The organism is Oryzomicrobium sp. (assembly GCF_036820405.1).
Taxonomy (GTDB): Bacteria; Pseudomonadota; Gammaproteobacteria; order Burkholderiales; family Rhodocyclaceae; genus Oryzomicrobium.
On record NZ_DAISLS010000005.1, the window covers coordinates 118,231 to 140,248 of the forward strand.

Genomic DNA, 22,018 nt, shown 5'->3' on the forward strand with positions numbered 1-22,018 from the left:
TAATTGGCTTTGTGAAGAGCCGGTTTTGTTTCTCTGGTGAAACGTTTCATTTATTTAACGATCTTGGCGTGATGAAAATTGTTTGCGATGCCTTGAATGAAGGTGTCGATTTTTTCCTTTTTTGCTATCGATAATCGCGAGGGGAGGGAACTTCCTTTGCCTGCAATGCGGTCGAAGGGCAGTATTCGTAAGGTATTGCAGCTCAGGGAAAATGCGCTATCTTGTAAGCGCCTGATTCCTGTTTCTTAATATGCAATAAGAATTTATTCCGTCGGGTCGTCGTGGCGGAGCAGTGAAAGGGGTGTGTTGTGGAAGTAGAACAACAACCGCGGCAGTTGCTTTATTTGAACCCATCGTCGCCATGCATGCGGAATTTCCCGGCCCTGGAACATGCGGGCTGGTTGCCATGTCCGGCTTCGTCGCCGGAAGAAGCCCGGCAGTTATTGCGGCGGCGCGATTTTGATATTGGCGTATTTCATTTCGATAAAGGCGAGGATACGTTGAAGCAGGCCGGGCGCTATCAGGACCTGCTGCATCGACGCAACATGGAATGGATCGCCCTGCTGCACCGGGATAATGTCCAGTCGCCGCCGGTGCGGGAAATGATCGCCGACCTGTTCACGGACTTTCACACCCTGCCCGTGGACCTGCCACGGATGCTGAATACCCTGGGTCATACCTATGGCATGGCCCAGTTGCGCTCCCCTTCCGGCGATGCGGCAACGGGCGGTGCGGGCAACGAAGAGGAAATGGTCGGCTGTAGCCCGGTCATGACCCAGTTCTTCCGCAGCCTGCGCAAGGTAGCCGCCACCGACGCCACCGTGCTCATCCTGGGCGAAAGCGGCACCGGCAAGGAACTGACCGCCCGGGCGATCCACGAGCGCTCGCCCCGGGCCGGCGGCCCCATGGTGGCCATCAACTGCGCCGCCATTCCCGCCTCCCTGATCCAGTCCGAACTGTTCGGCTACGAAAAAGGGGCCTTCACCGGTGCTACCCAGGCTAAGGCCGGGCGCATCGAATCCGCCGACCAGGGCACCCTGTTCCTCGACGAGATCGGCGACCTGCCCATGGAACTGCAGGTGCACCTGCTGCGCTTTCTCCAGGAGCGGCAGATCGACCGGATCGGGGGCTCCCGCTCCATCAGCGTGGATGTGCGGGTCATCGCCGCCACCCACGTGGACCTGACCCGGGCCGTGGCCGAGGGCCGTTTCCGCGAGGACCTCTACCACCGCCTGAACGTGCTCGCCCTGCGTACACCGAGCCTGCGCGAGCGGGACGAGGACATCGGCCTGCTCGGCCAGTACTACTTCAACCAATTCTCCGGCAGCCGGCGCGGCACCCTGCGCGGCTTCTCCCGGGAGGCCCAGGAGGCCATGCACCGCTACGACTGGCCGGGCAATGTGCGGGAACTGATCAACCGGGTGCGCCGTGCCGTGGTGATGTGCGAGGGCCGCCTGATACGCCCGGACGACCTGGGACTGGGGGGCGAACTGGTGGAAAAGACCGTACTCACCCTGGACGCGGCCCGGCAGCAGGCCGAGGAGGCCGCCATCCGGGCCGCCCTGCGCCGCAACGCCTACAACCTGACCCGCAGTGCCCGGGATTTGGACGTCTCCCGGGTCACCCTCTACCGCCTGCTGGAAAAGTACGCGATCGCCGTGCGTACCCCGCGGGGCGAAGAGGGGAGCGATTTACCGCCGCCCGACATGCTTGCCTGAGCGCCAAGCAGCGGCAGCCCGGCGCGACCCGCTGCGTCCAGCCACCGGGCGCGATGGCCGCTTCAGGCATAATCCTCCCCAGCCGTCCCGGCCGGGGCGGCGCAATAACACATGGGCACAGGGAGCAAGCCGGGGTACTACGCCCCGGAGACGGCGATGGCGGACGGCGCGGTGATCCTGATCGGCATGATGCGGGCCTTGGTCGAAGTGGCGGGGATGTGCCTGCTCGGCCAGGGCATCCTGGGGCTGCTGGCCGGTGGCCGGCGCGACGGCAATCCCATCTACCGGGCCTTTTGCATCGTCACCGCCCCCGCCACCGGAACGGTGCGGTGGCTGCTGCCGGCCGCCTTCGGGCCCAGGGCGGTGGCCGTGTTCACCTTCTTCGTCCTGTTCGCCCTGTGGCTCGGCCTGGCCTATCTGCGCCTGGCCTTGCAACGCGCCGCCTGACGGGGCCGGCGCGGAAAGGCGGGGGTGGCGCCCCGATTCGGGTAAAATGGGCGCCCCTTACAAGTACGGCCCCCTCAAAGGGGCGTCTGCTGCTGATGAAAACCAGCTTTCTAGAATTCGAACAACCCATCGCCGAACTGGAGAACAAGATCGAGGAACTGCGCTTCGTGCAGGAAGACTCGGCGGTGGACATCTCGGAAGAGATCGAACGTCTGTCCAAGAAGAGCCAGACGCTCACCAAGGACATCTACGCCAAGCTTTCCTCCTGGCAGACCGCCCAGGTGGCGCGCCATCCGCAACGTCCCTACACCCTCGACTACGTCTCGCGCATCTTCACCGATTTTGAAGAACTGCACGGCGATCGTAGCTTTGCCGACGACAAGGCCATCGTTGGCGGCCTGGCACGCTTCAACGGTCAGCCCTGCATGGTGATCGGCCACCAGAAGGGCCGCGACACCAAGGAAAAGATCTTCCGCAACTTCGGCATGCCGCGCCCCGAGGGCTACCGCAAGGCCGAGCGCCTGATGAAGCTGGCTGAGAAGTTCCAGATTCCCGTGTTCACCTTCGTGGACACCCCGGGCGCCTATCCCGGCATCGACGCCGAGGAACGGGGCCAGTCCGAGGCCATCGGCCGTAATCTCTATGTGATGGCCGAGCTGAAGACGCCGATCATCGTCACCATCATCGGCGAAGGCGGTTCCGGCGGCGCCCTGGCCATCGCCGTGGGCGACGTGGTGCAGATGCTGCAATACTCGACCTACTCGGTGATCTCCCCCGAAGGCTGCGCCTCGATCCTGTGGAAGAGCGCCGAAAAGGCCAACGAGGCCGCCGAGACCATGGGCATCACCGCGGCCCGCCTGAAGACCCTGGGGCTGGTGGACAAGGTGGTGCACGAGCCCACCGGCGGCGCCCACCGGGACCACGCGGCCATGGCCCAGTCCCTCAAGAAGTCCCTCCAGGACGCCCTGAAGCAGGTATCCGGGATGTCTACCGCCGAACTGCTGGAAACCCGCTTCGAGCGCCTGATGGCCTATGGCCGCTTCAAGGAAGAAGACCCCCGCTGATCCGGCGGGCTCCACCGGGGCGGAAGGCCGCACGGCTGCCGCCCCGGCCGACGTCTCTTTCCCTCCCATAGCCCCGGCCGCCCGGCCGGCGCCGGACGACCTGCCCGGCCGGCTCGCCGCTTTTCTGCGGCAACACCTTTCCCCCTCCGCTCACCTGTGCGTCGGCCTATCCGGCGGACGCGATTCCGTGGCCTTGCTGCGCCTCTGCCATGCCGTCTGCGGCAGTTTGGCCCATGGCCTGGCGGGCGTTCGCCTGTCGGCCCTGCACGTCCACCACGGCCTGGCCGTCCAGGCCGACGCTTGGGCAGGATTCTGCCAATCCCTGTGCGACGAGCTGGGGGTGCCCCTGGCGGTGGTCCGGGTCGGGGTGGATAAAGCCCATCCGGCTGGCCTGGAAGGGGCTGCCCGGGAGGCGCGCTACGGTGCCTTCCTGGACTGCGGCGCCGATGCCGTGGCCCTGGCTCACCATCAGGACGATCAGGCCGAGACCTTGCTGTTCCGCCTGCTGCGCGGCAGCGGCGTGAATGGCGCCGCCGCCATGGCCGCGGCGCGGACCATGCCGCGGATGGGCGAGACGGAACGGCCGCCGCTCCTCTTGCTGCGGCCGCTGCTCCAAGAGCCCCGGGAACGCCTCCAGCGTTGGCTGGAAGGCCAGGGCGGCGGTTGGGTGGACGATCCGAGCAATACCGATACGGGCCACGCCCGCAACTTTTTGCGCCACGACATCCTGCCCCGGCTGGAATCCCGCTTTCCCAAAGCCGGTGCCGTCCTGGCCCGGGCCGCCGGCCATTTTGCCGAGGCGGCGGCGCTGCTCGACGAGCGGGCCGCCGAGGATGCCGCCCTGGCCCGGGCGCCCTCGGGGCGGCTGGCCCTGGCCGGGCTGGCCGCCTTGTCGCCGCCGCGTCGGCGCAACCTGTTGCGCTACTGGCTGCGCCGCGCCGGCGCGCCCATGCCGGAAGAGGCGGTGCTGGCGGAGATGGAGCGCCAGTTCCTGGCCGGGCAGGGAGATGCGCCGCGCATCGGGGTGGGGAACTACCAGGTGGCGGCGTGGCGGGGCGAACTGTTCGTCGAACGTCTGCCCCGGGACGTGGCGCCATTGCCCTGTCGCTGGAACGGCGAGGACATCATGACTTTCGGCGACGGCAAGGTGCTGCTTGCCCGTAGTGAGGATGGTGAGGGCGCGAGGATTCGCGCCGATCTGCTGGCAGACGGTGCTGAATTGCGCGTGCGCCGTTCCCGGGATGTGCTGCGGCCGGCGCCGGGGCGGCATCGCCGCGATGCCCAGCGGCTGTTCCAGGAGGCGGGAATCCCGCCCTGGCGCCGGGCCTGGCTGCCGGCCCTGGAGGCCGGCGGGCGCCTGCTCTGGCTGGCCGGCGTCGGCGTAGACGGCGACAGCCGGGCCGCACCGGGGGAGGCCGGGGTGCTGCCCTGTTGGGTGCCGCCGCCGGGCAGCGAGGACGAGGGAAGGGAGTAGGGCAGCGTTGGCGGGGTGGTACTGAGCCCGCCCCGGGGCGTTACCCATCAAGCCGCCAAGGGCCGGTGGCGCGTCAGCCCTTGGGTTGCAACAGCCGGGCCAGTTCCACGGCGGTGCGCACGCCCATCTTGTCGAGCAGGTTGGCCCGGTGCACTTCCACCGTGCGCATGCTGATCGACAGTTCGTCGGCGATCACCTTGTTGTATTTGCCAGCCAGGATCAGGTCCATGATCTGCCGCTCGCGGGGCGTCAGGGTTTCCAGCCGCTGCCGCACCGAATCCGAGGCGGTCTCCTGGGAGCGGCGCCCCGCATCCTTTTCCAGAGCCTCGATCACCCGGTTCACCAGGTCGTTGTCGTTGAAGGGTTTTTCGAAGAAATCGAAGGCTCCCTTCTTGAGGGCGCCCACCGCCATGGGCACGTCGCCGTGGCCGGTGAGAAAGATCACCGGCAGTGGAAAGCCTTCTTCGGACAGCTGGTGGAACAGTTCCAGGCCGCTCATGCCGCCCATGCGGATGTCCAGCACCAGACAGCCGGCCCGGGCGTCGTCCACGGCTTGGCGGAAGGCTTCGGCCGAGTCGTAGCCTTGCCAGGCCAGCCCGCGGGATTGCAGCAGCCAGCCGAGGGCGTCGCGGATGGCTTCGTCGTCGTCGACGATGTGGACGGTTCCGTTCATGGTGCGGCGTGATGGGTTTGATCGCGCGGGGCGGGTTGTGTGGATTGTGCGGTTTGCAGCGTTTGCACGGCGGGCGCCGCCTGGGCATTTGGGGCCGGGGGCGGCGCGTCAGGCGCCATGGTAGCGCCCTCCCGGGGCAGGCGGAAGGCGAAAACGCTGCCGCCGCCGTCCCGCGGCTCGAAGCGCAGGTTGCCGTGGTGGGATTCGATGATCGAGCGGCAGATGGGCAGGCCCATGCCCATGCCTTCCGCCTTGGTGGTGTAGAAGGGGGTGAACAGGCTGTCCGCCTGTTCGGTCGGGATGCCCGGCCCGGTGTCCTCGACCCGCACCTCGACCTGGTCGTCCCGGACCCGGGCGACCACCTGCACCCGGCGCCGGTGCAGGGGCTGGTCGGAGACGGCCTCCACCGCGTTGCGCAGCAGGTTGATCATCACCTGGCCGAGCAGCAGGCGGTCCCCTTCCACGGCGGGCAGGCCTGGGGGCAGGGCCAGGCCCAGGGTGACGCCGCGCTTCTTGGCCTCGCCTTCGAGAAAGCCCACGGCTTCCTCGGCCACCTCGTCGAGTCGCACCGCTTCCTGCTGGGGGGCGCTTTTGCGCACGAAGTCGTAGATGCGGCGGATCACCCGGCCGGCGCGTTGGGCCTGGGCGGACAGCTTTTCGATCACCCCCAGCAGGGCCTGCCGGTCGGGGGCGCGCTCCTCGCTACGCAGCATGTTGGCGCAGCCGGCGGCGTAGCTGGCGATGGCGGACAGAGGCTGGTTGAGTTCGTGGGCCATGGTGGAGGCCATTTCCCCCATGGTCACCAGCCGGGCGGTCTGTTCCAGCTTTTCCTGCTGCTGGCGTTGCAGGGCCTCGATGCGCTTCCGCTCGGTGATGTCGAACACCGAACTGATCCAGCCGCGCTGCTTGCCCGAGGCGTCGATCAGCGGTGTGGCGTAGACCATGGTGTGCACCATGTGGCCGTCCTTGTGGCGGATGCGCGATTCGAAACCTTCCTGGGGCGATTTTCCGGTGAGCACCCGGGTGCTCTGGAACTCGTGCATGTCCATGTGCTCCGGGTCCCAGTAGGGCATGGGGGGGCGGGTGCCGATCAGTTCGTCGGGGGAATAGCCGCTCATGCGGCAGAAGGCCGGGTTCACGTAGATGATGCGGCCCTCCATGTCCCGGGCGCGCATGCCGACCACCATGGAGTCTTCCATGGCCTTGCGGAAGGCGTGCTCCTCGCGCAGGGCCTGCTCGGCTTCGAGGCGGCGCAGGATGTGGCCGCGGATCGCCCATAGGCTCCAGGAAACGGCGGCGGCCAGCACCACGATCACCGCCGCCAGCACCCGCTGGGCCATGTTGCCCGGGCTGCTGTAGGTGGCGGCTTCGAGCACCAGGCCTTGGCCGGGCGGGTCGAAGGGGATGCGGTAGTCCAGGCCCAGGTCGCCGACGATGTTGGACTTGGCCGCGAGCACGGCGCCGTTGCTGTCGAGGATATGGAACTGGTATTTCTCGGCGAACCACCAGGGCACCGCCGAACTGAGCAGGCTGTTCAGGGAGAAGACCCCCACCAGCATGCCGCTTACATGGCTGTCGCGGAACACCGGCACGTAAAGCTCGATCTCGGTGCCGCGCAGGGGGACGGAATAGGGCTGGCCATAGACCGGCTTGCCCAGTTTTCGCGCCGCGTCGAAAGCGTAGGCCACCGCGGAATCGACGCTGGTGTCGCCGAAGGGCTCCAGGATCTGCCGGCCGGTGGTGGCGGTGGGTACGGCGGCCTTGGGCCGGCCGTTGGCGTCGAGCCACAGCACCTGTTCCAGTTCCAGGTTGTTCTTGACCATGTGCCGGGCCCGTACCTGGAAGGTGGTGTCGGGGGCGGTGTCCTGGGACAGGTCCAGGCTGAGCTGGGAAAGCTGGTCTTCCACTCCGGAAAGATGGAAGCGCAGGTTCTGCTCCATCCACAGGATGTCCTTGATCAGGGTGGCGCGCTGCTCGTCCACCTCGTTGCGGTGCAGGATCCACAGCAGGCTGATCAGGGAGACCACCAGGAGGCCCATGGCCAGCTTGGGCATCAGCAGGTAGGTGCCTGCCCAGGGGGAGGGGGGCGGGGGCGCCTGGTGGGCGGCCGGGGGCGCGGAGGCGGAGTCGTATTCGCTCATGATCCGGCAATTTTAGGGCGCTTCGCCTACCCCGGGCGGATTTGTCTTGAACGATTGCGCCGGCCTGCTGCCCGAGGCGCTAAGGGGGCGCTGCGGTTGACCACAATGGTTGGGGTCATACGTGTGAAACACAATACGCCCCCGTATTGCTGCGGCTTTCGGGTGTCGAGCCCGCCGTCCCGCACGACGGCAACGGGCAGGGAAGCGGCGGCGTTTTGTCATCTTGACAGTGCGGGAGGTCGCCATGGTTCCCGAAACCCACCATTCCAAACCCATCTATAAGAGCCTTTACTTCCAGGTCATCGTGGCCATCGCCATAGGTGTTTCCCTGGGTACCTTCTACCCCGACGTCGGGGCGACCATGAAGCCGCTGGGTGACGGCTTCATCAAGCTGATCAAGATGATGATCGCGCCGATCATCTTCACCACCGTGGTGGTGGGCATCGCTAAGATGGGTGACATGAAGGAAGTGGGACGGGTTGGCCTGAAGGCCCTGGTCTACTTCGAAGTGGTGACCACCGTGGCCCTGGCCATCGGCCTGGTGGTGGTCAATCTGCTCAAGCCCGGTGCCGGCATGAACGTGGACCCGGCCCACCTGGATACCAAGGGCATCGCCGCCTACGCCGAGGCCGCCAAGCACCAGAGCACCGTCGAGTTCCTGCTCAACATCATTCCCAACACGGTGGTGGATGCCTTCGCCAAGGGTGAAATCCTCCAGGTGCTGCTCTTCTCGGTGCTGTTCGGCCTGGCTCTTGCCCGCCTGGGTAACCGGGTCGAGCCCCTGGTCAAGGTTCTCGACCAGTTCTCCCACACCCTGTTCGGTGCCATCGGCCTGATCATGCACTTCGCCCCCATCGGCGCTTTCGGCGCCATGGCCTTCACCGTGGGCAAGTACGGCATCGGCTCCCTGAAGCAGTTGGGCTTCCTGATGGCGAACGTTTACATCACCTGTTTCCTGTTCGTCTTCATCGTGCTGGGCGCCATCGCCCGCTACAACGGCTTCAGCATCTGGAAGTTCCTCAAGTACATCAAGGAGGAAATCCTGATCGTGCTCGGCACCTCCTCCTCGGAGTCGGCCCTGCCGCGCATGATGACCAAGATGGAGAACCTGGGCTGCCGCAAGTCGGTGGTCGGCATGGTGATCCCCACTGGCTACTCGTTCAACCTGGACGGCACCTCGATCTACCTGACCATGGCGGCGATCTTCATCGCCCAGGCCACCAATGTGGATCTGAGCCTGTGGGAAGAACTGAGCATCCTGGCGGTGCTGCTGCTGACCTCCAAGGGCGCGGCGGCGGTCACCGGCGGCGGCTTCATCACCTTGGCGGCCACCCTGGCGTCCCTGGGCGGCAAGCTGCCGGTGGAAGGCCTGGCTCTGCTGCTCGGCGTGGATCGCTTCATGTCCGAGGCCCGCGCCATCACCAACCTGATCGGCAACGGCGTGGCCACCGTGGTGGTGTCCCGTTGGGAGAGTTCCCTGGACGAAAAGCGTATGAAACGCGTGCTGGACGGCGATATTGACGTCGATCCGGACGAGGCGGCCCTGATGGACGCCCAGGAGCGGGCCGAAGGCGAACCGGCCCTGATGCCGCCGCGCCAGCAGGCGTGAGCCGTCTTGTTTATATGACGTCCATATAATGGGGCCGGGACTATGTGGAAATCCACAGTAGAACCCAGCCCCCCCTTTGGCAATACTCCGCCCCGGAGTTGATTCCATAATGAGCAACTATTTTCTGGAGGAGAAAATATGAAGATTTCGAAATTGCTGACCGGCCTGCTGGTCTGCGCGCTGCCCCTGGTGGCTGCCGCCCAAACCCCGATCGTCATCAAGTTCAGCCACGTGGTGGCTACCGACACCCCGAAGGGCAAGGCCGCCGAGTTCTTCGCCAAGCGTGCCAATGAGCTGACCAAGGGCAAGGTGAAGGTCGAGGTCTATGCCAACAGCCAGCTCTACAAGGACAAGGAAGAGATGGAAGCCCTGCAACTGGGCGCCGTGCAGATGCTCGCTCCGTCCCTGGCCAAGTTCGGTCCGATCGGCGTGAAGGAATTCGAACTCTTCGATCTGCCCTACATCTTCGACAACTACGAAGAGCTGCATAAGGTGACCTACGGTCCCGTGGGCCAGATGCTGTTCGCCAAGCTCGAGCCCAAGGGCATCAAGGGTCTGGCTTACTGGGACAACGGCTTCAAGTCCTTCTCCGCCAACACCCCGATCAAGGCCCCGGCCGACCTGCGCGGCAAGAAGATGCGCATCCAGTCCTCCAAGGTCCTCGAAGAGCAGATGCGCTCCCTGGGCGCCCTGCCCCAGGTGATGGCCTTCTCCGAGGTCTACCAGGCCCTGCAGACCGGCGTGGTCGACGGCACCGAGAACCCGATCTCCAACCTGTACACCCAGAAGATGCACGAAGTGCAGAAGTACCTGACCATGACCGAGCATGGTTACCTGGGCTACGCGGTGATCGTGAACAAGAAGTTCTGGGACGGCCTGCCCGCCGACGTGCGCGGCCAGCTGGAAGTTGCGATGAAGGATGCGACCCAGTACGCCAACAAGATCGCCAAGGAAGAGAACGACCAGGCCCTGGAAGCCGTGAAGAAGTCCGGCAAGACCCAGGTCTACGTTCCCACCAAGGCCGAGCGCGATGCCTTCAAGAAGGCCCTGACCCCGGTCCACCACAAGATGGAAGGCCGCATCGGTAAGGAAACGATCGAAGCGGTGTACAAGGAAACCGGCTTCACCGCCAACTAAGCAGCAACCGGGCCGTGCAACGCGGCCCCCGACAGAGTTGCAGACGCGGCTACCCGGCTCGAGAGAGTGCGGGTAGCCCGCGTGCAGCATAACAACCGATCCGGTGATCTCCGCCGCGGCGGCCCAACGCAGGCCGGGCGCGGGCAGGAGGAGTGTGCTTATGAATAAACTACTTAACCATCTGGAAGAGCTGATCATCACCTTCCTGATGGGAGCGGCGACCCTCATCATTTTCGTGGCGGTGATGCACCGCTACGCTTCGGGCATGGACATCCCCGGCCTGCAGGACTGGTTGCTCTCCCTCAACTTCGGCTGGGCCCAGGAACTGTGCATCATCATGTTCGTGTGGATGGCCAAGTTCGGCGCCGCCTACGGTGTGCGTACCGGCATCCACGTGGGTGTCGACGTGCTGATCAACCAGCTGTCCGAGAAGAATCGGGGTCGTTTCGTCCTGTTCGGTCTCGGTGCCGGCGCCCTGTTCACCGGGATCGTGGCCACCCTGGGCGGCACCTTTGTCTGGGAAAACGGCGCACACCACGCCATCTTCACCTTCCTCGGTCTGGATGTGGGCGACGTGCCCGAAGGCCCGACCACGCCCGACCTGGAGTGGCCGACCTGGATCGTCTATTCCGCCATCCCCCTGGGTTCCGGCCTGATGTGCTATCGCTTCCTGCAGGTGTTCTTCACCTTCTGGAAGACCGGCGAGCTGCCGCACCACGACCATGGCCACGTTGAGGGTCTGGAAGAGGAAACCGCGGAAACCGCGCAAGAAGGCGCGCCCGTTCTCGTCGGCGAAGCCTTCGAGCTCGGCGAAGAGCGCGAGCACGGCCACGCCGGCCTGTCCGACGAAGAGTGGGCCAAGCGTCATCCCCATCACACCAAGGAGGGCGACAAGTAATGAACGCCGCCATCATTTTCGGCCTGCTGCTCGCCCTGATGTTGACGGGCATGCCGATCTCCATTTCGCTGGGTCTGACCGTTCTGACCTTCCTGTTCACCATGACCCACGTGCCCATCGAGTCGGTGGCGCTGAAGTTGTTCACCGGTATCGAGAAGTTCGAGATCATGGCGATCCCGTTCTTCATTCTTGCCGGTAACTTCCTCACCCACGGTGGTGTGGCGCGACGGATGATCAACTTTGCCACCTCCATGGTCGGCCACTGGCACGGTGGTCTGGGCATGGCCGGCGTGCTCGCCTGCGCCCTGTTCGCCGCCGTGTCCGGTTCGTCCCCGGCCACCGTGGTGGCGATCGGCTCGATCCTTCTGCCCGCAATGGTCAAGCAGGGTTTCCCGAACCGCTTCGGTGCTGGCGTTATCGCCACTTCCGGCGCCCTGGGCATCCTGATCCCGCCGTCCATCGTGATGGTGATGTACTCGGTGGCCACCAACACCTCAGTGGGTGCCCTGTTCATGGCCGGCGTGGTGCCGGGCCTGATGCTGGCCGCCTTCCTCGGCGCCACCACCTGGTATCGTGCGTGGAAGAACGGCTACCCGCGCATGCCCAAGGCGACTTGGGGCCAGCGCGGCAAGGCCCTGCGCGACTCCATCTGGGGCCTGATGCTGATCGTGGTGGTGATGGGCGGTATCTACACCGGCGTGTTCACCCCCACTGAGGCCGCCGCCATGGCTGCCGTGTATGCCTTCTTCGTCGCCGTGTTCGTCTACCGCGACATGCCGCTGAAGCGGGTGCCCAAGGTGCTGATGGACTCCGCCAACATGTCGGCGATGCTCCTCTACATCATCACCAACGCCGTGTTGTTCTCGTTCATCATGACCAACGAGAACATCCCGCAGATCCTCGCCGAGTGGCTGCTCGACAAGGGCCTGGGCCAGATCACCTTCCTGCTGGCGGTCAACGTCCTGCTGCTGCTGGCCGGCAACGTGATGGAACCGTCCTCGATCGTGTTGATCATGGCGCCGATCCTGTTCCCGGTGGCGATGAAGCTGGGCATCGACCCGATCCACTTCGGCATCCTGATCACGGTGAACATGGAAGTGGGCATGTGCCACCCGCCCGTGGGCCTGAACCTGTACGTGGCCTCCGGCATCACCAAGATGGGGATAACAGAGCTGACAGTGGCCGTCTGGCCGTGGCTGCTGACCATGCTGGTGTTCCTGGTGCTGATCACCTACGTGCCCTGGATCTCCCTGTGGCTGCCCAAGACCCTGGGAATGATTTCCTGACGGATTCGTTCCGGTAGAAAGAACAACAAGCTTGCGTTGAGTTGGCGCGCGTCCGGGCAACCGGCGCGCGTTTTTTTTCGCCGGACGATTTGCTGTGGCAATTCAAGGGATGCCGGGTTGGCGGGCCGGCGCGGGGGAGGGGGCGGCCGTTCCGTTTTCAACTTCCATGCGTGGCCTTAGTGCCCCAGGGAAAACCTGATAAAATCAAGCGTTTCACCAACCAATATCGAGTTTGGAGTTTTACCATGGCCATCGAACGTACCCTGTCCATCATCAAGCCGGATGCCGTCGCCAAGAACGTGATCGGCAAGATCTACCAGCGTTTTGAAGATGCGGGGCTCAAGATCATCGCTTCCAAGATGGTTCACCTGTCCGAGCTGGAAGCCGGCCAGTTCTACGCTGTGCACAAGGAACGCCCCTTCTTCAAGGACCTGGTGTCCTTCATGGTTTCCGGCCCGGTGATGATCCAGGTGCTGGAAGGTGAAGGCGCCATCGCCAAGAACCGCGACCTGATGGGCGCCACCGATCCGAAGAAGGCCGCCCCGGGCACCATCCGCGCCGACTTCGCCGAGTCCATCGACGCCAACGCCGTGCACGGTTCCGACGCCCCCGAAACCGCTGCCGTGGAAGTGGCTTTCTTCTTCCCCGGCATGAACGTCTACTCCCGCTAAGGAGCTGACGCGGGCGCATTCCGGCGGTGCCCTGGCGGCACCGTTGGAAGGCGCCCAAAGTGTTTTTTGGATGTAGCGAATTTCAGTTATGCAAAACCTGCTCGATTTCGACGCCGATGCCATGACCGCCTGGTTTGCCGCCCGGGGTGAGAAGCCCTTTCGCGCCAAACAAGTGCTGCGCTGGATCCACCGGTTCGGGCAGAGCGATTTCGATGCCATGACCGATATCGCCAAGAGCCTGCGCAGCATGCTCCAGGCGGAGGCGGTCGTGAAGGCGCCGGCCGTGGTGTCCGACAAGCTGTCGGAGGACGGTACGCGCAAGTTGCTGCTCGACGTGGGCAACCACAATGCGGTGGAGTCGGTGTTCATTCCCGAGGACGACCGGGGCACCCTGTGCATCTCCACCCAGGCGGGCTGCGCCCTGGACTGTGCCTTCTGCTCCACCGGCAAGCAGGGCTTCAACCGCAACCTCGATGTCTCCGAGATCATCGGCCAGCTGTGGCAGGCCAACCGCCTGCTCGGCGCCGATCCCAAGGGCGAGCGCATCATCAGCAACGTGGTGATGATGGGCATGGGCGAGCCCTTGGCCAATTTCGACAACACGGTGGCGGCCCTGCGCCTGATGCTCGACGACAACGCCTACGGCCTGTCGCGGCGCCGCGTCACCGTGTCCACCTCCGGCCTGGTGCCGGCCATGGACCGGCTGCGCGACGAATGCCCGGTGGCCCTGGCCGTGTCGCTGCACGCACCCAACAACGCCCTGCGCGACGAGCTGGTGCCGATCAACCAGAAATACCCTCTGGCCGAGCTGATGGCGGCGTGCAACCGCTACCTGGAGAAGGCGCCCCGGGATTTCGTCACCTTCGAGTACGTGATGCTCGACGGGGTGAACGATTCCGAGGCCCACGCCCGGGAGCTGATCGCGCTCACCCGGGACGTGCCGTGCAAGTTCAACCTGATCCCGTTCAACCCCTTCCCGGGATCGCCGTTCCGCAAGTCCCCGGCGCCGCGCATTCGCCGCTTCGCCGAAATCCTCATCCAGGCCGGCATCGTCACCACCACGCGCAAGACCCGGGGCGACGACATCGACGCCGCCTGCGGCCAGCTTGCCGGCCAGGTGAAGGACAAGACCCGGCGCACTGCCCAGCTGGCCGCCAAGGCGGCCGCCGGCGGCGCGCCGATCATTCCCATCTCGGAGATCCGCGGATGACCCCGTTCTTCCGTCTTCGCCGCAGCGCCCCGGCAGCACTGGCACTTGCCCTGGCGGCCGTCCTGGCCGGCTGCGGTTCCGCCCCCCGCCTCGCGTCCCCCGCTTCCGCCGCGCCGACGGTGCAGGAAGCCCCGCCCCAGGGACCGGTCAAGGCCGATGCGCTGAAGCGGGCCAAGCTCCACACCGAACTTGCCTCGCTGTATTACAGCGAAGGCAACATGGCGGTGGCCCTGGACGAAATCCGCCAGGCCCTCGACGCCAGTTCCACCTACGCCCAGGCCTACAACGTCAAGGGTCTGATCCACCTCTTCCTGGGCGAGCACGGCGAGGCCGAGGCCAGCTTCCAGCAGGCCCTGTCCCTGTCCCGCAACGATCCCGAGATCAACAACAACTACGGCTATTTCCTCTGCCAGACCGGCCGGGCGCGCCAGTCCCTGCAATACTTCCTCATCGCCGTGAAGGACCCGCTCTATCCGACGCCGGATCGGGCCTATCTCAACGCCGGTCAGTGCGCCGCCCGCATGGGCGACGACGCCCTGGCCCTGCAATACATCGAACGTTCCTATCGCCTGGGCCCGAACAACCCGGCCACCATGCTCGAACTCGCCAACCTGCGCCTGAAGCGCGGTGAGGCGCGCCAGGCCCGCCAACTGCTGATGGATATGAACCGACTTCAAGAACCGGGGCCCCAGGCCCTCTGGCTGGGCGTGCGCATCGAGCGCGCCCTGGGCGACCGCAGCGCCGAGATGAGCTACGCCACCCAACTGCGCCGCCGTTTCCCCGATTCGCCCGAAGCCCAGGAAATGAAAGGGGAGGGAAGATGAATAGCGTGACCGAAGCAATCCTGCCCATCGATAACGAAACCGCCGCGGCGCCCCAGCAGAGCGTCGGCCAGTACCTGCGTGCCGCCCGCGAGCAACGGGGCGTTTCCGTCGGCGAAGTGGCCAGCCTGCTCAAGCTGAGCGTCCGCCAGGTGGAAGCCATCGAGGCCGACGACTGGCAGCGCCTGCCGGGCCAGACCTTTGCCCGGGGCTTCCTGCGCAACTACGCCCGCCTGCTGCAACTCGACGGCGACATGCTGCTTGCCCACCTGGAAGCCAGTCTGGCGCCGGAGCCGGTCAAGATCGAACTGGCGCGCACCGCCTCGGGCGAGCTGCCCCGGCCCGGTTCCGCCCGGCGCCGCGACATGGTAGTGGCCCTGGGGGCCGCGGGCATGGTGGTGGTGGCCTTGGGCATCTACTTCCTGCTGCCGGACAACTTCTGGGAAGACACGGTGGAGCCCCTGCTGGTCAGCACGCCGGCACCGGCTGTGGAAGAGAAGGCCCCCGAGGCCGAGCCCCAGCCCGAGCCTCCCCAGGCCGCCGCACCTGCGGTTCCCGCCGATGCCGTGGCCGGCGATGTCAACGCTGCCGCCGTTTCGGCCGCCCCGGCTACGGCAGAAACCCCCGCTGCCGCCCCCGCCCCGATTTCGGCTTCGGCCCCGGCTGCGCCCGTGGCCGACAAGCCTGCGGCCGCCGTGGCCGCGCCCCCCGCCGCCCAACCTGCGCCTGCCCCGGTGCCGGCGGCCCAGGGCGCCATCACGCCGCCGGGCCAGGGCAAGCTGAGTTTCGAGTTTGCCAAGCCTTCCTGGGTCGAGGTGAAGGACAAGAGCGGCCAGATCCTGCTGTCCCAGCTCCAGCCCGCCGGCAGCCAGAAAGAACTGGCCGGCACTCCCCCCTTCAGCCTGGTGGTGGGCAACGCCAGCACCGTCAAAGTGTTCTACAACGGCAAGCCGGTGGCCCTGACCCCCAACGGGGCCAGCGACGTGGCCCGCCTGTCCGTCCAATAAGGTTCGTTCGTCCGTGAGTTCCGTCAGTCCCGTTGTGCGTAAATCGACCCGCCAGGTCCGTATCGGCCGGGTCCTCCTTGGCGGCGATGCCCCGGTGGTGGTCCAGTCGATGACTAACACCGACACCGCCGATTACCTGGCCACCGCCTTGCAGATCGCCGAACTGGCCCGGGTCGGCTCGGAGATGGTGCGCATTACCGTCAATACGCCGGAAGCCGCCGCCGCCGTGCCCAAGATCGTCGAGCACCTGGAGCGCCTGGGGCTGGACGTGCCGATCATCGGCGACTTCCACTACAACGGCCACCGCCTGCTCGCCGACCATCCGGACTGCGCCCGGTTGCTGGCCAAGTACCGCATCAATCCCGGCAACGTCGGCCACGGCAAGAAGCGCGACGAGCAGTTCGCCCAAATGGTCGGTTTCGCCATCCAGTACGGCAAGCCGATCCGCATCGGCGTGAACTGGGGCAGTCTGGACCAGGATCTGCTTGCCCGGGTGATGGACGAGAACGCCAGCCGGCCCCAACCCAAGGACGCCATCGAGGTGATGCGCGAGGCCCTGGTGACCTCGGCCCTGGAATCCGCCGCCAAGGCGGAAGAGCTGGGCCTGCCCGGCGACCGCATCGTGCTCTCCTGCAAGGTGTCCAGCGTCCAAGACCTGATCGCCGTCTACAAGGATCTGTCGGGCAAGTGCGACTATCCGCTGCACTTGGGCCTGACCGAGGCCGGCATGGGCAGCAAGGGCATCGTCGCCTCCACCGCGGCCCTGGCCATCCTGCTTCAGGGCGGTATCGGCGACACCATCCGCGTTTCCCTCACCCCCGAGCCCGGCGGCAGCCGCGCCCAGGAGGTGATCGTCGCCCAGGAAATCCTCCAGTCCATGGGGCTGCGCGCCTTCACCCCGATGGTCGCCGCCTGCCCGGGCTGCGGCCGCACCACCAGCACCTTCTTCCAGGAGCTGGCTTCCGAGGTGCAGGGCTACGTGCGCGCCCAGATGCCGGCCTGGCGGGCCGAGTACGACGGGGTCGAGAACATGACCCTGGCGGTGATGGGCTGCGTGGTGAACGGGCCGGGCGAGTCCAAGCACGCCAACATCGGCATTTCCCTGCCCGGCACCGGCGAGGCCCCGGCCGCCCCGGTGTTCGAGGACGGCGCCAAGACCGTGACCCTGCGCGGCGACAACATCGTCGGCGAGTTCAAGGCCATCATCGACCGCTACGTGGCCCGCACCTACCAACGCAAGATCAACCCTGCCGCACACCTCTAACAAAAGCAACGCATGAGCAAACCCGCACAGAAAGCGCTCCAGGCCGTCAAGGGGATGAACGACATCCTCCCCGACGCCGCCGAGTTCTGGGAAGTCTTCGAAGAAACCGTCCGCTCCTGGCTGAAGGGCTACGGCTACCGGCCGATCCGCATGCCCATCGTCGAGCCCACCCCGCTGTTCAAGCGGGCCATCGGCGAGGTCACCGACATCGTCGAGAAGGAGATGTACTCCTTCGAGGATAGCCTCAACGGCGACCTGCTGACCCTGCGCCCCGAGGGCACCGCCGGCTGCGTGCGCGCCGTGATCGAGCACGGCATCGCCAACCAGATTCCCCAGCGGCTCTACTACTTCGGCCCCATGTTTCGCCACGAGCGCCCCCAGAAGGGCCGTTACCGCCAGTTCCACCAGGTGGGCGTGGAGACCATCGGCTTTGCCGGCCCGGATGTGGATGCCGAGCTGATCCTGATGGGCGCCCGGCTGTGGGACGACCTGGGGCTGGACGGCATCCGCCTGCAATTGAACAGCCTGGGTCAGCCGGAGGAGCGGGCCCAGCACCGCGCCGCCCTGATCGCCTACTTCGAAGGCCACGCCGAGCTGCTCGACGAGGACGCCCAGCGCCGCCTGCACACCAACCCCCTGCGCATCCTGGATACCAAGAACCCGGCGATGCAGGAGTTGTGCGCCAACGCGCCGAAGTTGATCGATTTCCTCGGCGCCGAATCCCTGGCCCACTTTGAGGGCGTCCAGCGGGTGTTGCGCGATGCTGGCATTCCCTACGAGATCAACCCCCGCCTGGTGCGCGGTCTCGATTACTACAACCTGACCGTGTTCGAATGGGTCACCGACCGCCTCGGCGCCCAGGGCACGGTCTGCGCCGGCGGCCGTTACGACGGCCTGGTGGGCCAACTGGGCGGCAAACCGACCCCGGCCTGCGGCTTCGCCATGGGCGTGGAACGGCTGATCGCCCTAATCGAAGATGCCGGCGGCACTCCCGCCCCCGAGGGGGTGGAAGTGTACGTGGTGCACCAGGGCGACGAAGCCAGCCGCCTAGCCTTCCGCGTCGCCGAGCAGCTGCGCGACGTGGGCATCCGCACCCTGCTGCACTGTGGCGGCGGCAGTTTCAAGGCCCAGATGAAGCGGGCCGACGCCAGCCATGCCGCCTTCGCCGTGATCATTGGCGACGACGAGGCGGCGGCCGGCGAAGTCAGCCTCAAGCCGCTGCGCGGCGAGGGCCAGGACCCCGCCTCCCGGGCCGAACAACAGCGCGTGAAGGCCGACGATCTGGCCGACACCATCATGAATACCCTCATGGATTGGGAAGATTGACATGGCAGCCTACGACCTTGAAGAACAAGAGCAGATCGCCAATGCCAAGGCCTTCTGGCAGCAGTACGGCAACCTGATCACCGGCGCCGTCGTGGTGGCCGCGGTGGGTGTGGGCGGCTATTTCGGCTGGCAGGGCTACCAGAACAGGCAGGCCGCCGAAGCCTCAGCCATCTACGGCGTACTGGCCCAGGCCGCGGAAGCCAAGGACAGCGCCAAGGTCAAGGCGGCTGCCGGCGAGCTGGTCGAAAAGTACAGCGGCACGGGCTACGCGCCCATGGGCGCCCTGGTGGCCGGCAAGATGCTGTTCGATTCCGGCGACCTGAAGTCCGCCCGGGCCCAGCTGACCTGGGCCAGCGAGCACGGCAGCAGCGAACTGCGCGACGTGGCGCGCCTGCGCCTGGCGGCGGTGCTGCTCGACGACAAGGCCTACGACGAGGCCCTCAAGGCCCTGGAGCCCGCTCCCGCCGAAGGCTTTGCCGCCCGCTTCGCTGAACTCAAGGGCGACGTGCTGCTGGCCCAGGGCAAGTCCGCCGAGGCACGTAGCGCCTACCAGGACGCCCTGGCCAAGCTGGGCGCCGAAAAGGCAGGGGAGGGCAGCAGCGTGGCCGCCCAGGCCGCTGGTCCCTACAAGGATCTCCTGCAACAGAAACTCGACGCGCTGGGAGGGGCCTGATGCGCCGCCATTACCGTATTTCCGCTGCTCCGCTGGTCCTGGTCACGCTGCTGGCGGGCCTGACCGGCTGCTCCAGCCTCAATCCCTTCTCCAGCGGCGACAAGATCAAGGTCGCCGAGCTCAAGCCCATCCAGGCCAGCGTGGACGTCAAGACCCTGTGGTCCGAGTCCGTACCCAAGGCCGAGGGCTACGTGTTCACCCCGGCCGTGGCCGGCCAGAAGGTCTTCGCCGCCGGACGCAACGGCGTCGTTGCCGCCTTTGAGGACGGCAAGCGGCTGTGGAAGACCGACGTGGACCAGAAGCTCTCCGCCGGTGTCGGCAGCGACGGCAAGCTGGTGGTGGTCGCCACCTCCAAGGGTGACGTAATCGCCCTGTCCGCCGACGACGGCAAGGTGCTGTGGCGCGCCAAGGCCGGCAGCGAAGTGCTGGCGCCCCCCGCCGTCACCAGCGACTTGGTGGTGGTAAAGGGCAGCGACTACCGCCTGTTCGCCTTCGACCCGGCCGACGGCCGCAAGAAGTGGACCTACCAGCGCCAGACCCCGCCCCTGGCCCTGCGCTCCACCGCGCCGGTGCTGGTGGTGGACCGCTACGTCTTCTCCGGCTTCCCCGGCGGCAAGCTGGTGGCCGTGGCCAGCAACAACGGCGCCGCCCTGTGGGAAGGCACCGTGGCCCTGCCCAAGGGCACCACCGAACTCGACCGCATCGCCGACGTGGTGGCCGGCCCCGTGCTGGAAGGCAACCAGATTTGCGCCGTGGCCTACCAGGGCCGCATCGCCTGCTTCGACCTGCAAACCGGCAACTCCCTGTGGGCCCGGGACTTTTCTTCCACCGCCGGCCTGGCCATCGACAACCGTCAGGTCTATGCCGTGGACGACAAGGGCACTATCCAGGCCTTCGACCGCTTCAGCGGTTCCTCGGTGTGGAAGCAGGACAAGCTGTCCAACCGTCAGCTGACGACGCCCCTGGTGCGGCGCGGCGTGGTCGTGACGGCGGACCTGGAAGGGCGCGTCCACGTGCTCAACCGGGATACCGGTGCCTTCATCGGTCGCAGCGCCACCGACGGCAGCCCGGTGACCGCCCCCCTGGTGCCCCAGGGCGCCGGGTTCGTCGTGGAAACCCAGAAGGGCGGGGTGTTCGCCCTGGATCTGCAATGAAACCTACCGTCGTCCTGGTGGGGCGCCCCAACGTGGGCAAGTCCACCCTGTTCAACCGCCTGACCAAGACCCGGGACGCCCTGGTGGCGGATCTGCCCGGCCTGACCCGGGACCGTCACTACGGTCACGGCAAGGTCGGCGTCAAGCCTTTTCTGGTGGTGGATACCGGGGGCTTCGAGCCCCTGGCCAAGGAAGGCATCCTGCACGAGATGGCGCGCCAGACCGAGCAGGCCATCGCCGAGGCCGACGTGGTGATCTTCGTCGTGGACGGCCGCCAGGGCATCACCGCCCACGACAAGGACATCGCCAACAAGCTGCGCCGCCACGATCGGCCGGTATTCGTGGCGGTGAACAAGACCGAGGGCATGGACAAGGGCGTCACCAGCGCCGACTTCCATGAACTGGGCCTGGGCGAGCCCTGGGCCATTTCCGCCTCCCATGGTGAAGGCGTCAAGGGTCTGGTGGACCTGGCCCTGGAACCCTATCCGGAACCCAGCGAGGAAGAGGCCAGGGACCGCCATCCCCGGGTAGCCATCGTCGGCCGTCCCAACGTGGGCAAGTCCACCCTGATCAACGCCCTGATCGGCGAAGAGCGGGTCATCGCCTTCGACATGCCCGGGACCACCCGGGATTCGATCTTCGTCGATTTCGAGCGCAACGGCCGCAAATACACGCTGATCGATACGGCGGGCCTGCGCCGCAAGGGCAAGGTGTTCGAGGCCATCGAGAAGTTCTCGGTGGTGAAGACGCTCCAGTCCATCGAGGACGCCAACGTGGTGGTGCTGGTGCTCGACGCCCAGGCCGACATCTCCGACCAGGACGCCCACATCGCCGGCTTCATCGTCGAATCCGGGCGGGCCCTGGTGGTGGCCATCAACAAGTGGGACGGCATGAGCGCCTACGAGCGGGACCAGGTGAAGACCCGGCTGCTCGACAAGCTGAAGTTCCTCGACTTCGCCCGCTTCCACCCCATTTCGGCCCTCAAGAGCCAGGGGCTGGGCGATCTGCTCAAGTCGGTGGACGGCGCCTACAACGCCGCCATGATCAAGCTGTCCACCCCGCAACTGACCCGGGTGCTGATCGACGCCGTGGCCAAGCAGGCCCCGCCGCGCCACGGCCTGTTCCGCCCCAAGCCCCGCTACGCCCACCAGGGCGGTTCCAACCCGCCGGTGGTGGTGGTCCACGGCAATGCCCTGGATCATATTTCCGACAGTTACAAGCGTTACCTGGAACGGACTTATCGGGATGCGTTCAAATTGGAGGGCACGCCGCTGCGCATCCAGTTCAACGTGACCCACAACCCGTACGTGGACGAAGAGCCGAAGCGGCGCCTGGAAAGCAAGCGCGACACCTTCAAGAAGAAGCAGGAGCGGCGTTTCGGCAAGACTTCCTGAAGGGGGAGGGAACGCCGCGTCGTGTTTCGTTACAGGAATTCCGTTGGCGGT

Annotated in this window: 19 protein-coding genes; 17 read left to right on the forward strand and 2 right to left on the reverse strand. The window is 66.0% G+C overall.

The window, feature by feature from the left end; all coding sequences use genetic code 11:
- The first annotated feature begins 308 nt into the window (after positions 1-308).
- From V7Z98_RS05930 to tilS, 4 genes are all read left to right on the forward strand, one after another.
- Entirely contained in the window at positions 309-1,718 is a 1,410-nt protein-coding gene (locus V7Z98_RS05930; protein WP_334157324.1) for a sigma-54 dependent transcriptional regulator, read from the forward strand.
- Positions 1,719-1,829: 111 nt separating this feature from the next.
- A complete protein-coding gene (locus V7Z98_RS05935; RefSeq protein WP_334157325.1) occupies positions 1,830-2,165 on the forward strand; it encodes a hypothetical protein in 336 nt (111 codons plus the stop codon).
- Between the two features lie 95 nt (positions 2,166-2,260).
- Positions 2,261-3,229 (forward strand): acetyl-CoA carboxylase carboxyltransferase subunit alpha, encoded by a 969-nt coding sequence (locus V7Z98_RS05940; RefSeq protein ID WP_293261945.1) that lies wholly within the window; start codon positions 2,261-2,263, stop codon positions 3,227-3,229.
- Positions 3,198-4,703, forward strand: a complete 1,506-nt coding sequence (gene tilS / locus V7Z98_RS05945) for a tRNA lysidine(34) synthetase TilS (RefSeq protein WP_334157326.1) — start codon at positions 3,198-3,200, stop codon at positions 4,701-4,703. The genes V7Z98_RS05940 and tilS overlap by 32 nt, the downstream gene beginning before the upstream one ends.
- 73 nt (positions 4,704-4,776) lie before the next feature.
- Here the strand turns inward: tilS and V7Z98_RS05950 are convergent, their stop codons facing one another.
- Together V7Z98_RS05950 and V7Z98_RS05955 are read right to left on the reverse strand one after the other, a co-directional pair.
- On the reverse strand, positions 4,777-5,376 hold the full coding sequence (locus tag V7Z98_RS05950) for a response regulator transcription factor (protein ID WP_334157327.1): 600 nt from the start codon (positions 5,374-5,376) through the stop codon (positions 4,777-4,779).
- Complete coding sequence (locus V7Z98_RS05955; RefSeq protein ID WP_334157328.1) at positions 5,373-7,517, reverse strand: two-component system sensor histidine kinase NtrB; 2,145 nt, start codon at positions 7,515-7,517, stop codon at positions 5,373-5,375. Before V7Z98_RS05955 ends, V7Z98_RS05950 begins: the two co-directional genes overlap by 4 nt.
- 244 nt (positions 7,518-7,761) lie before the next feature.
- Between V7Z98_RS05955 and V7Z98_RS05960 the strand changes: the two genes are divergently transcribed.
- The 13 genes from V7Z98_RS05960 (at position 7,762) to der (ending at position 21,967) form a co-directional block, all read left to right on the forward strand.
- Complete coding sequence (locus V7Z98_RS05960) at positions 7,762-9,126, forward strand: dicarboxylate/amino acid:cation symporter (RefSeq protein ID WP_293261935.1); 1,365 nt, start codon at positions 7,762-7,764, stop codon at positions 9,124-9,126.
- A 138-nt stretch (positions 9,127-9,264) separates the two neighbouring features.
- Positions 9,265-10,263, forward strand: a complete 999-nt coding sequence (locus tag V7Z98_RS05965) for a TRAP transporter substrate-binding protein (protein WP_293261932.1) — start codon at positions 9,265-9,267, stop codon at positions 10,261-10,263.
- A gap of 160 nt (positions 10,264-10,423) precedes the next feature.
- A complete protein-coding gene (locus V7Z98_RS05970) occupies positions 10,424-11,161 on the forward strand; it encodes a TRAP transporter small permease (RefSeq protein WP_334157329.1) in 738 nt (245 codons plus the stop codon).
- Positions 11,161-12,447, forward strand: a complete 1,287-nt coding sequence (locus V7Z98_RS05975) for a TRAP transporter large permease (protein WP_293261926.1) — start codon at positions 11,161-11,163, stop codon at positions 12,445-12,447. Before V7Z98_RS05970 ends, V7Z98_RS05975 begins: the two co-directional genes overlap by 1 nt.
- Positions 12,448-12,692: 245 nt before the next feature.
- Positions 12,693-13,118 (forward strand): nucleoside-diphosphate kinase, encoded by a 426-nt coding sequence (ndk, locus tag V7Z98_RS05980; protein WP_293261923.1) that lies wholly within the window; start codon positions 12,693-12,695, stop codon positions 13,116-13,118.
- Between the two features lie 88 nt (positions 13,119-13,206).
- Positions 13,207-14,328 (forward strand): 23S rRNA (adenine(2503)-C(2))-methyltransferase RlmN, encoded by a 1,122-nt coding sequence (rlmN, locus tag V7Z98_RS05985; protein WP_293261920.1) that lies wholly within the window; start codon positions 13,207-13,209, stop codon positions 14,326-14,328.
- Entirely contained in the window at positions 14,325-15,152 is an 828-nt protein-coding gene (pilW, locus tag V7Z98_RS05990) for a type IV pilus biogenesis/stability protein PilW (RefSeq protein WP_334157330.1), read from the forward strand. The genes rlmN and pilW overlap by 4 nt, the downstream gene beginning before the upstream one ends.
- Complete coding sequence (locus V7Z98_RS05995) at positions 15,149-16,156, forward strand: helix-turn-helix domain-containing protein (RefSeq protein ID WP_293261914.1); 1,008 nt, start codon at positions 15,149-15,151, stop codon at positions 16,154-16,156. Before pilW ends, V7Z98_RS05995 begins: the two co-directional genes overlap by 4 nt.
- Before the next feature lie 13 nt (positions 16,157-16,169).
- On the forward strand, positions 16,170-17,420 hold the full coding sequence (ispG, locus tag V7Z98_RS06000) for a flavodoxin-dependent (E)-4-hydroxy-3-methylbut-2-enyl-diphosphate synthase (RefSeq protein ID WP_334157331.1): 1,251 nt from the start codon (positions 16,170-16,172) through the stop codon (positions 17,418-17,420).
- 12 nt (positions 17,421-17,432) lie between these two features.
- On the forward strand, positions 17,433-18,746 hold the full coding sequence (gene hisS, locus V7Z98_RS06005) for a histidine--tRNA ligase (protein ID WP_293261909.1): 1,314 nt from the start codon (positions 17,433-17,435) through the stop codon (positions 18,744-18,746).
- Position 18,747: 1 nt separating this feature from the next.
- On the forward strand, positions 18,748-19,419 hold the full coding sequence (locus V7Z98_RS06010; protein WP_293261906.1) for a YfgM family protein: 672 nt from the start codon (positions 18,748-18,750) through the stop codon (positions 19,417-19,419).
- The gene (gene bamB, locus V7Z98_RS06015) at positions 19,419-20,573 is read left to right on the forward strand and encodes an outer membrane protein assembly factor BamB (protein ID WP_334157332.1); all 1,155 of its coding nucleotides are present in this window, start codon (positions 19,419-19,421) and stop codon (positions 20,571-20,573) included. Before V7Z98_RS06010 ends, bamB begins: the two co-directional genes overlap by 1 nt.
- Positions 20,570-21,967 (forward strand): ribosome biogenesis GTPase Der, encoded by a 1,398-nt coding sequence (gene der, locus V7Z98_RS06020; protein WP_293261900.1) that lies wholly within the window; start codon positions 20,570-20,572, stop codon positions 21,965-21,967. Before bamB ends, der begins: the two co-directional genes overlap by 4 nt.
- The last annotated feature ends 51 nt before the right edge of the window (positions 21,968-22,018 follow it).

Coding starts and splice junctions, on each gene's coding strand:
- V7Z98_RS05935 (WP_334157325.1), top strand. CDS start 1,830: ATGGGCACAGGGAGCAAGCCGGGGTACTACGCCCCGGAGACGGCGATG.
- V7Z98_RS05940 (WP_293261945.1), top strand. CDS start 2,261: ATGAAAACCAGCTTTCTAGAATTCGAACAACCCATCGCCGAACTGGAG.
- tilS (WP_334157326.1), top strand. CDS start 3,198: ATGGCCGCTTCAAGGAAGAAGACCCCCGCTGATCCGGCGGGCTCCACC.
- V7Z98_RS05950 (WP_334157327.1), bottom strand. CDS start 5,376: ATGAACGGAACCGTCCACATCGTCGACGACGACGAAGCCATCCGCGAC.
- V7Z98_RS05955 (WP_334157328.1), bottom strand. CDS start 7,517: ATGAGCGAATACGACTCCGCCTCCGCGCCCCCGGCCGCCCACCAGGCG.
- V7Z98_RS05960 (WP_293261935.1), top strand. CDS start 7,762: ATGGTTCCCGAAACCCACCATTCCAAACCCATCTATAAGAGCCTTTAC.
- V7Z98_RS05965 (WP_293261932.1), top strand. CDS start 9,265: ATGAAGATTTCGAAATTGCTGACCGGCCTGCTGGTCTGCGCGCTGCCC.
- V7Z98_RS05970 (WP_334157329.1), top strand. CDS start 10,424: ATGAATAAACTACTTAACCATCTGGAAGAGCTGATCATCACCTTCCTG.
- V7Z98_RS05975 (WP_293261926.1), top strand. CDS start 11,161: ATGAACGCCGCCATCATTTTCGGCCTGCTGCTCGCCCTGATGTTGACG.
- ndk (WP_293261923.1), top strand. CDS start 12,693: ATGGCCATCGAACGTACCCTGTCCATCATCAAGCCGGATGCCGTCGCC.
- rlmN (WP_293261920.1), top strand. CDS start 13,207: ATGCAAAACCTGCTCGATTTCGACGCCGATGCCATGACCGCCTGGTTT.
- pilW (WP_334157330.1), top strand. CDS start 14,325: ATGACCCCGTTCTTCCGTCTTCGCCGCAGCGCCCCGGCAGCACTGGCA.
- V7Z98_RS05995 (WP_293261914.1), top strand. CDS start 15,149: ATGAATAGCGTGACCGAAGCAATCCTGCCCATCGATAACGAAACCGCC.
- hisS (WP_293261909.1), top strand. CDS start 17,433: ATGAGCAAACCCGCACAGAAAGCGCTCCAGGCCGTCAAGGGGATGAAC.
- V7Z98_RS06010 (WP_293261906.1), top strand. CDS start 18,748: ATGGCAGCCTACGACCTTGAAGAACAAGAGCAGATCGCCAATGCCAAG.
- bamB (WP_334157332.1), top strand. CDS start 19,419: ATGCGCCGCCATTACCGTATTTCCGCTGCTCCGCTGGTCCTGGTCACG.
- der (WP_293261900.1), top strand. CDS start 20,570: ATGAAACCTACCGTCGTCCTGGTGGGGCGCCCCAACGTGGGCAAGTCC.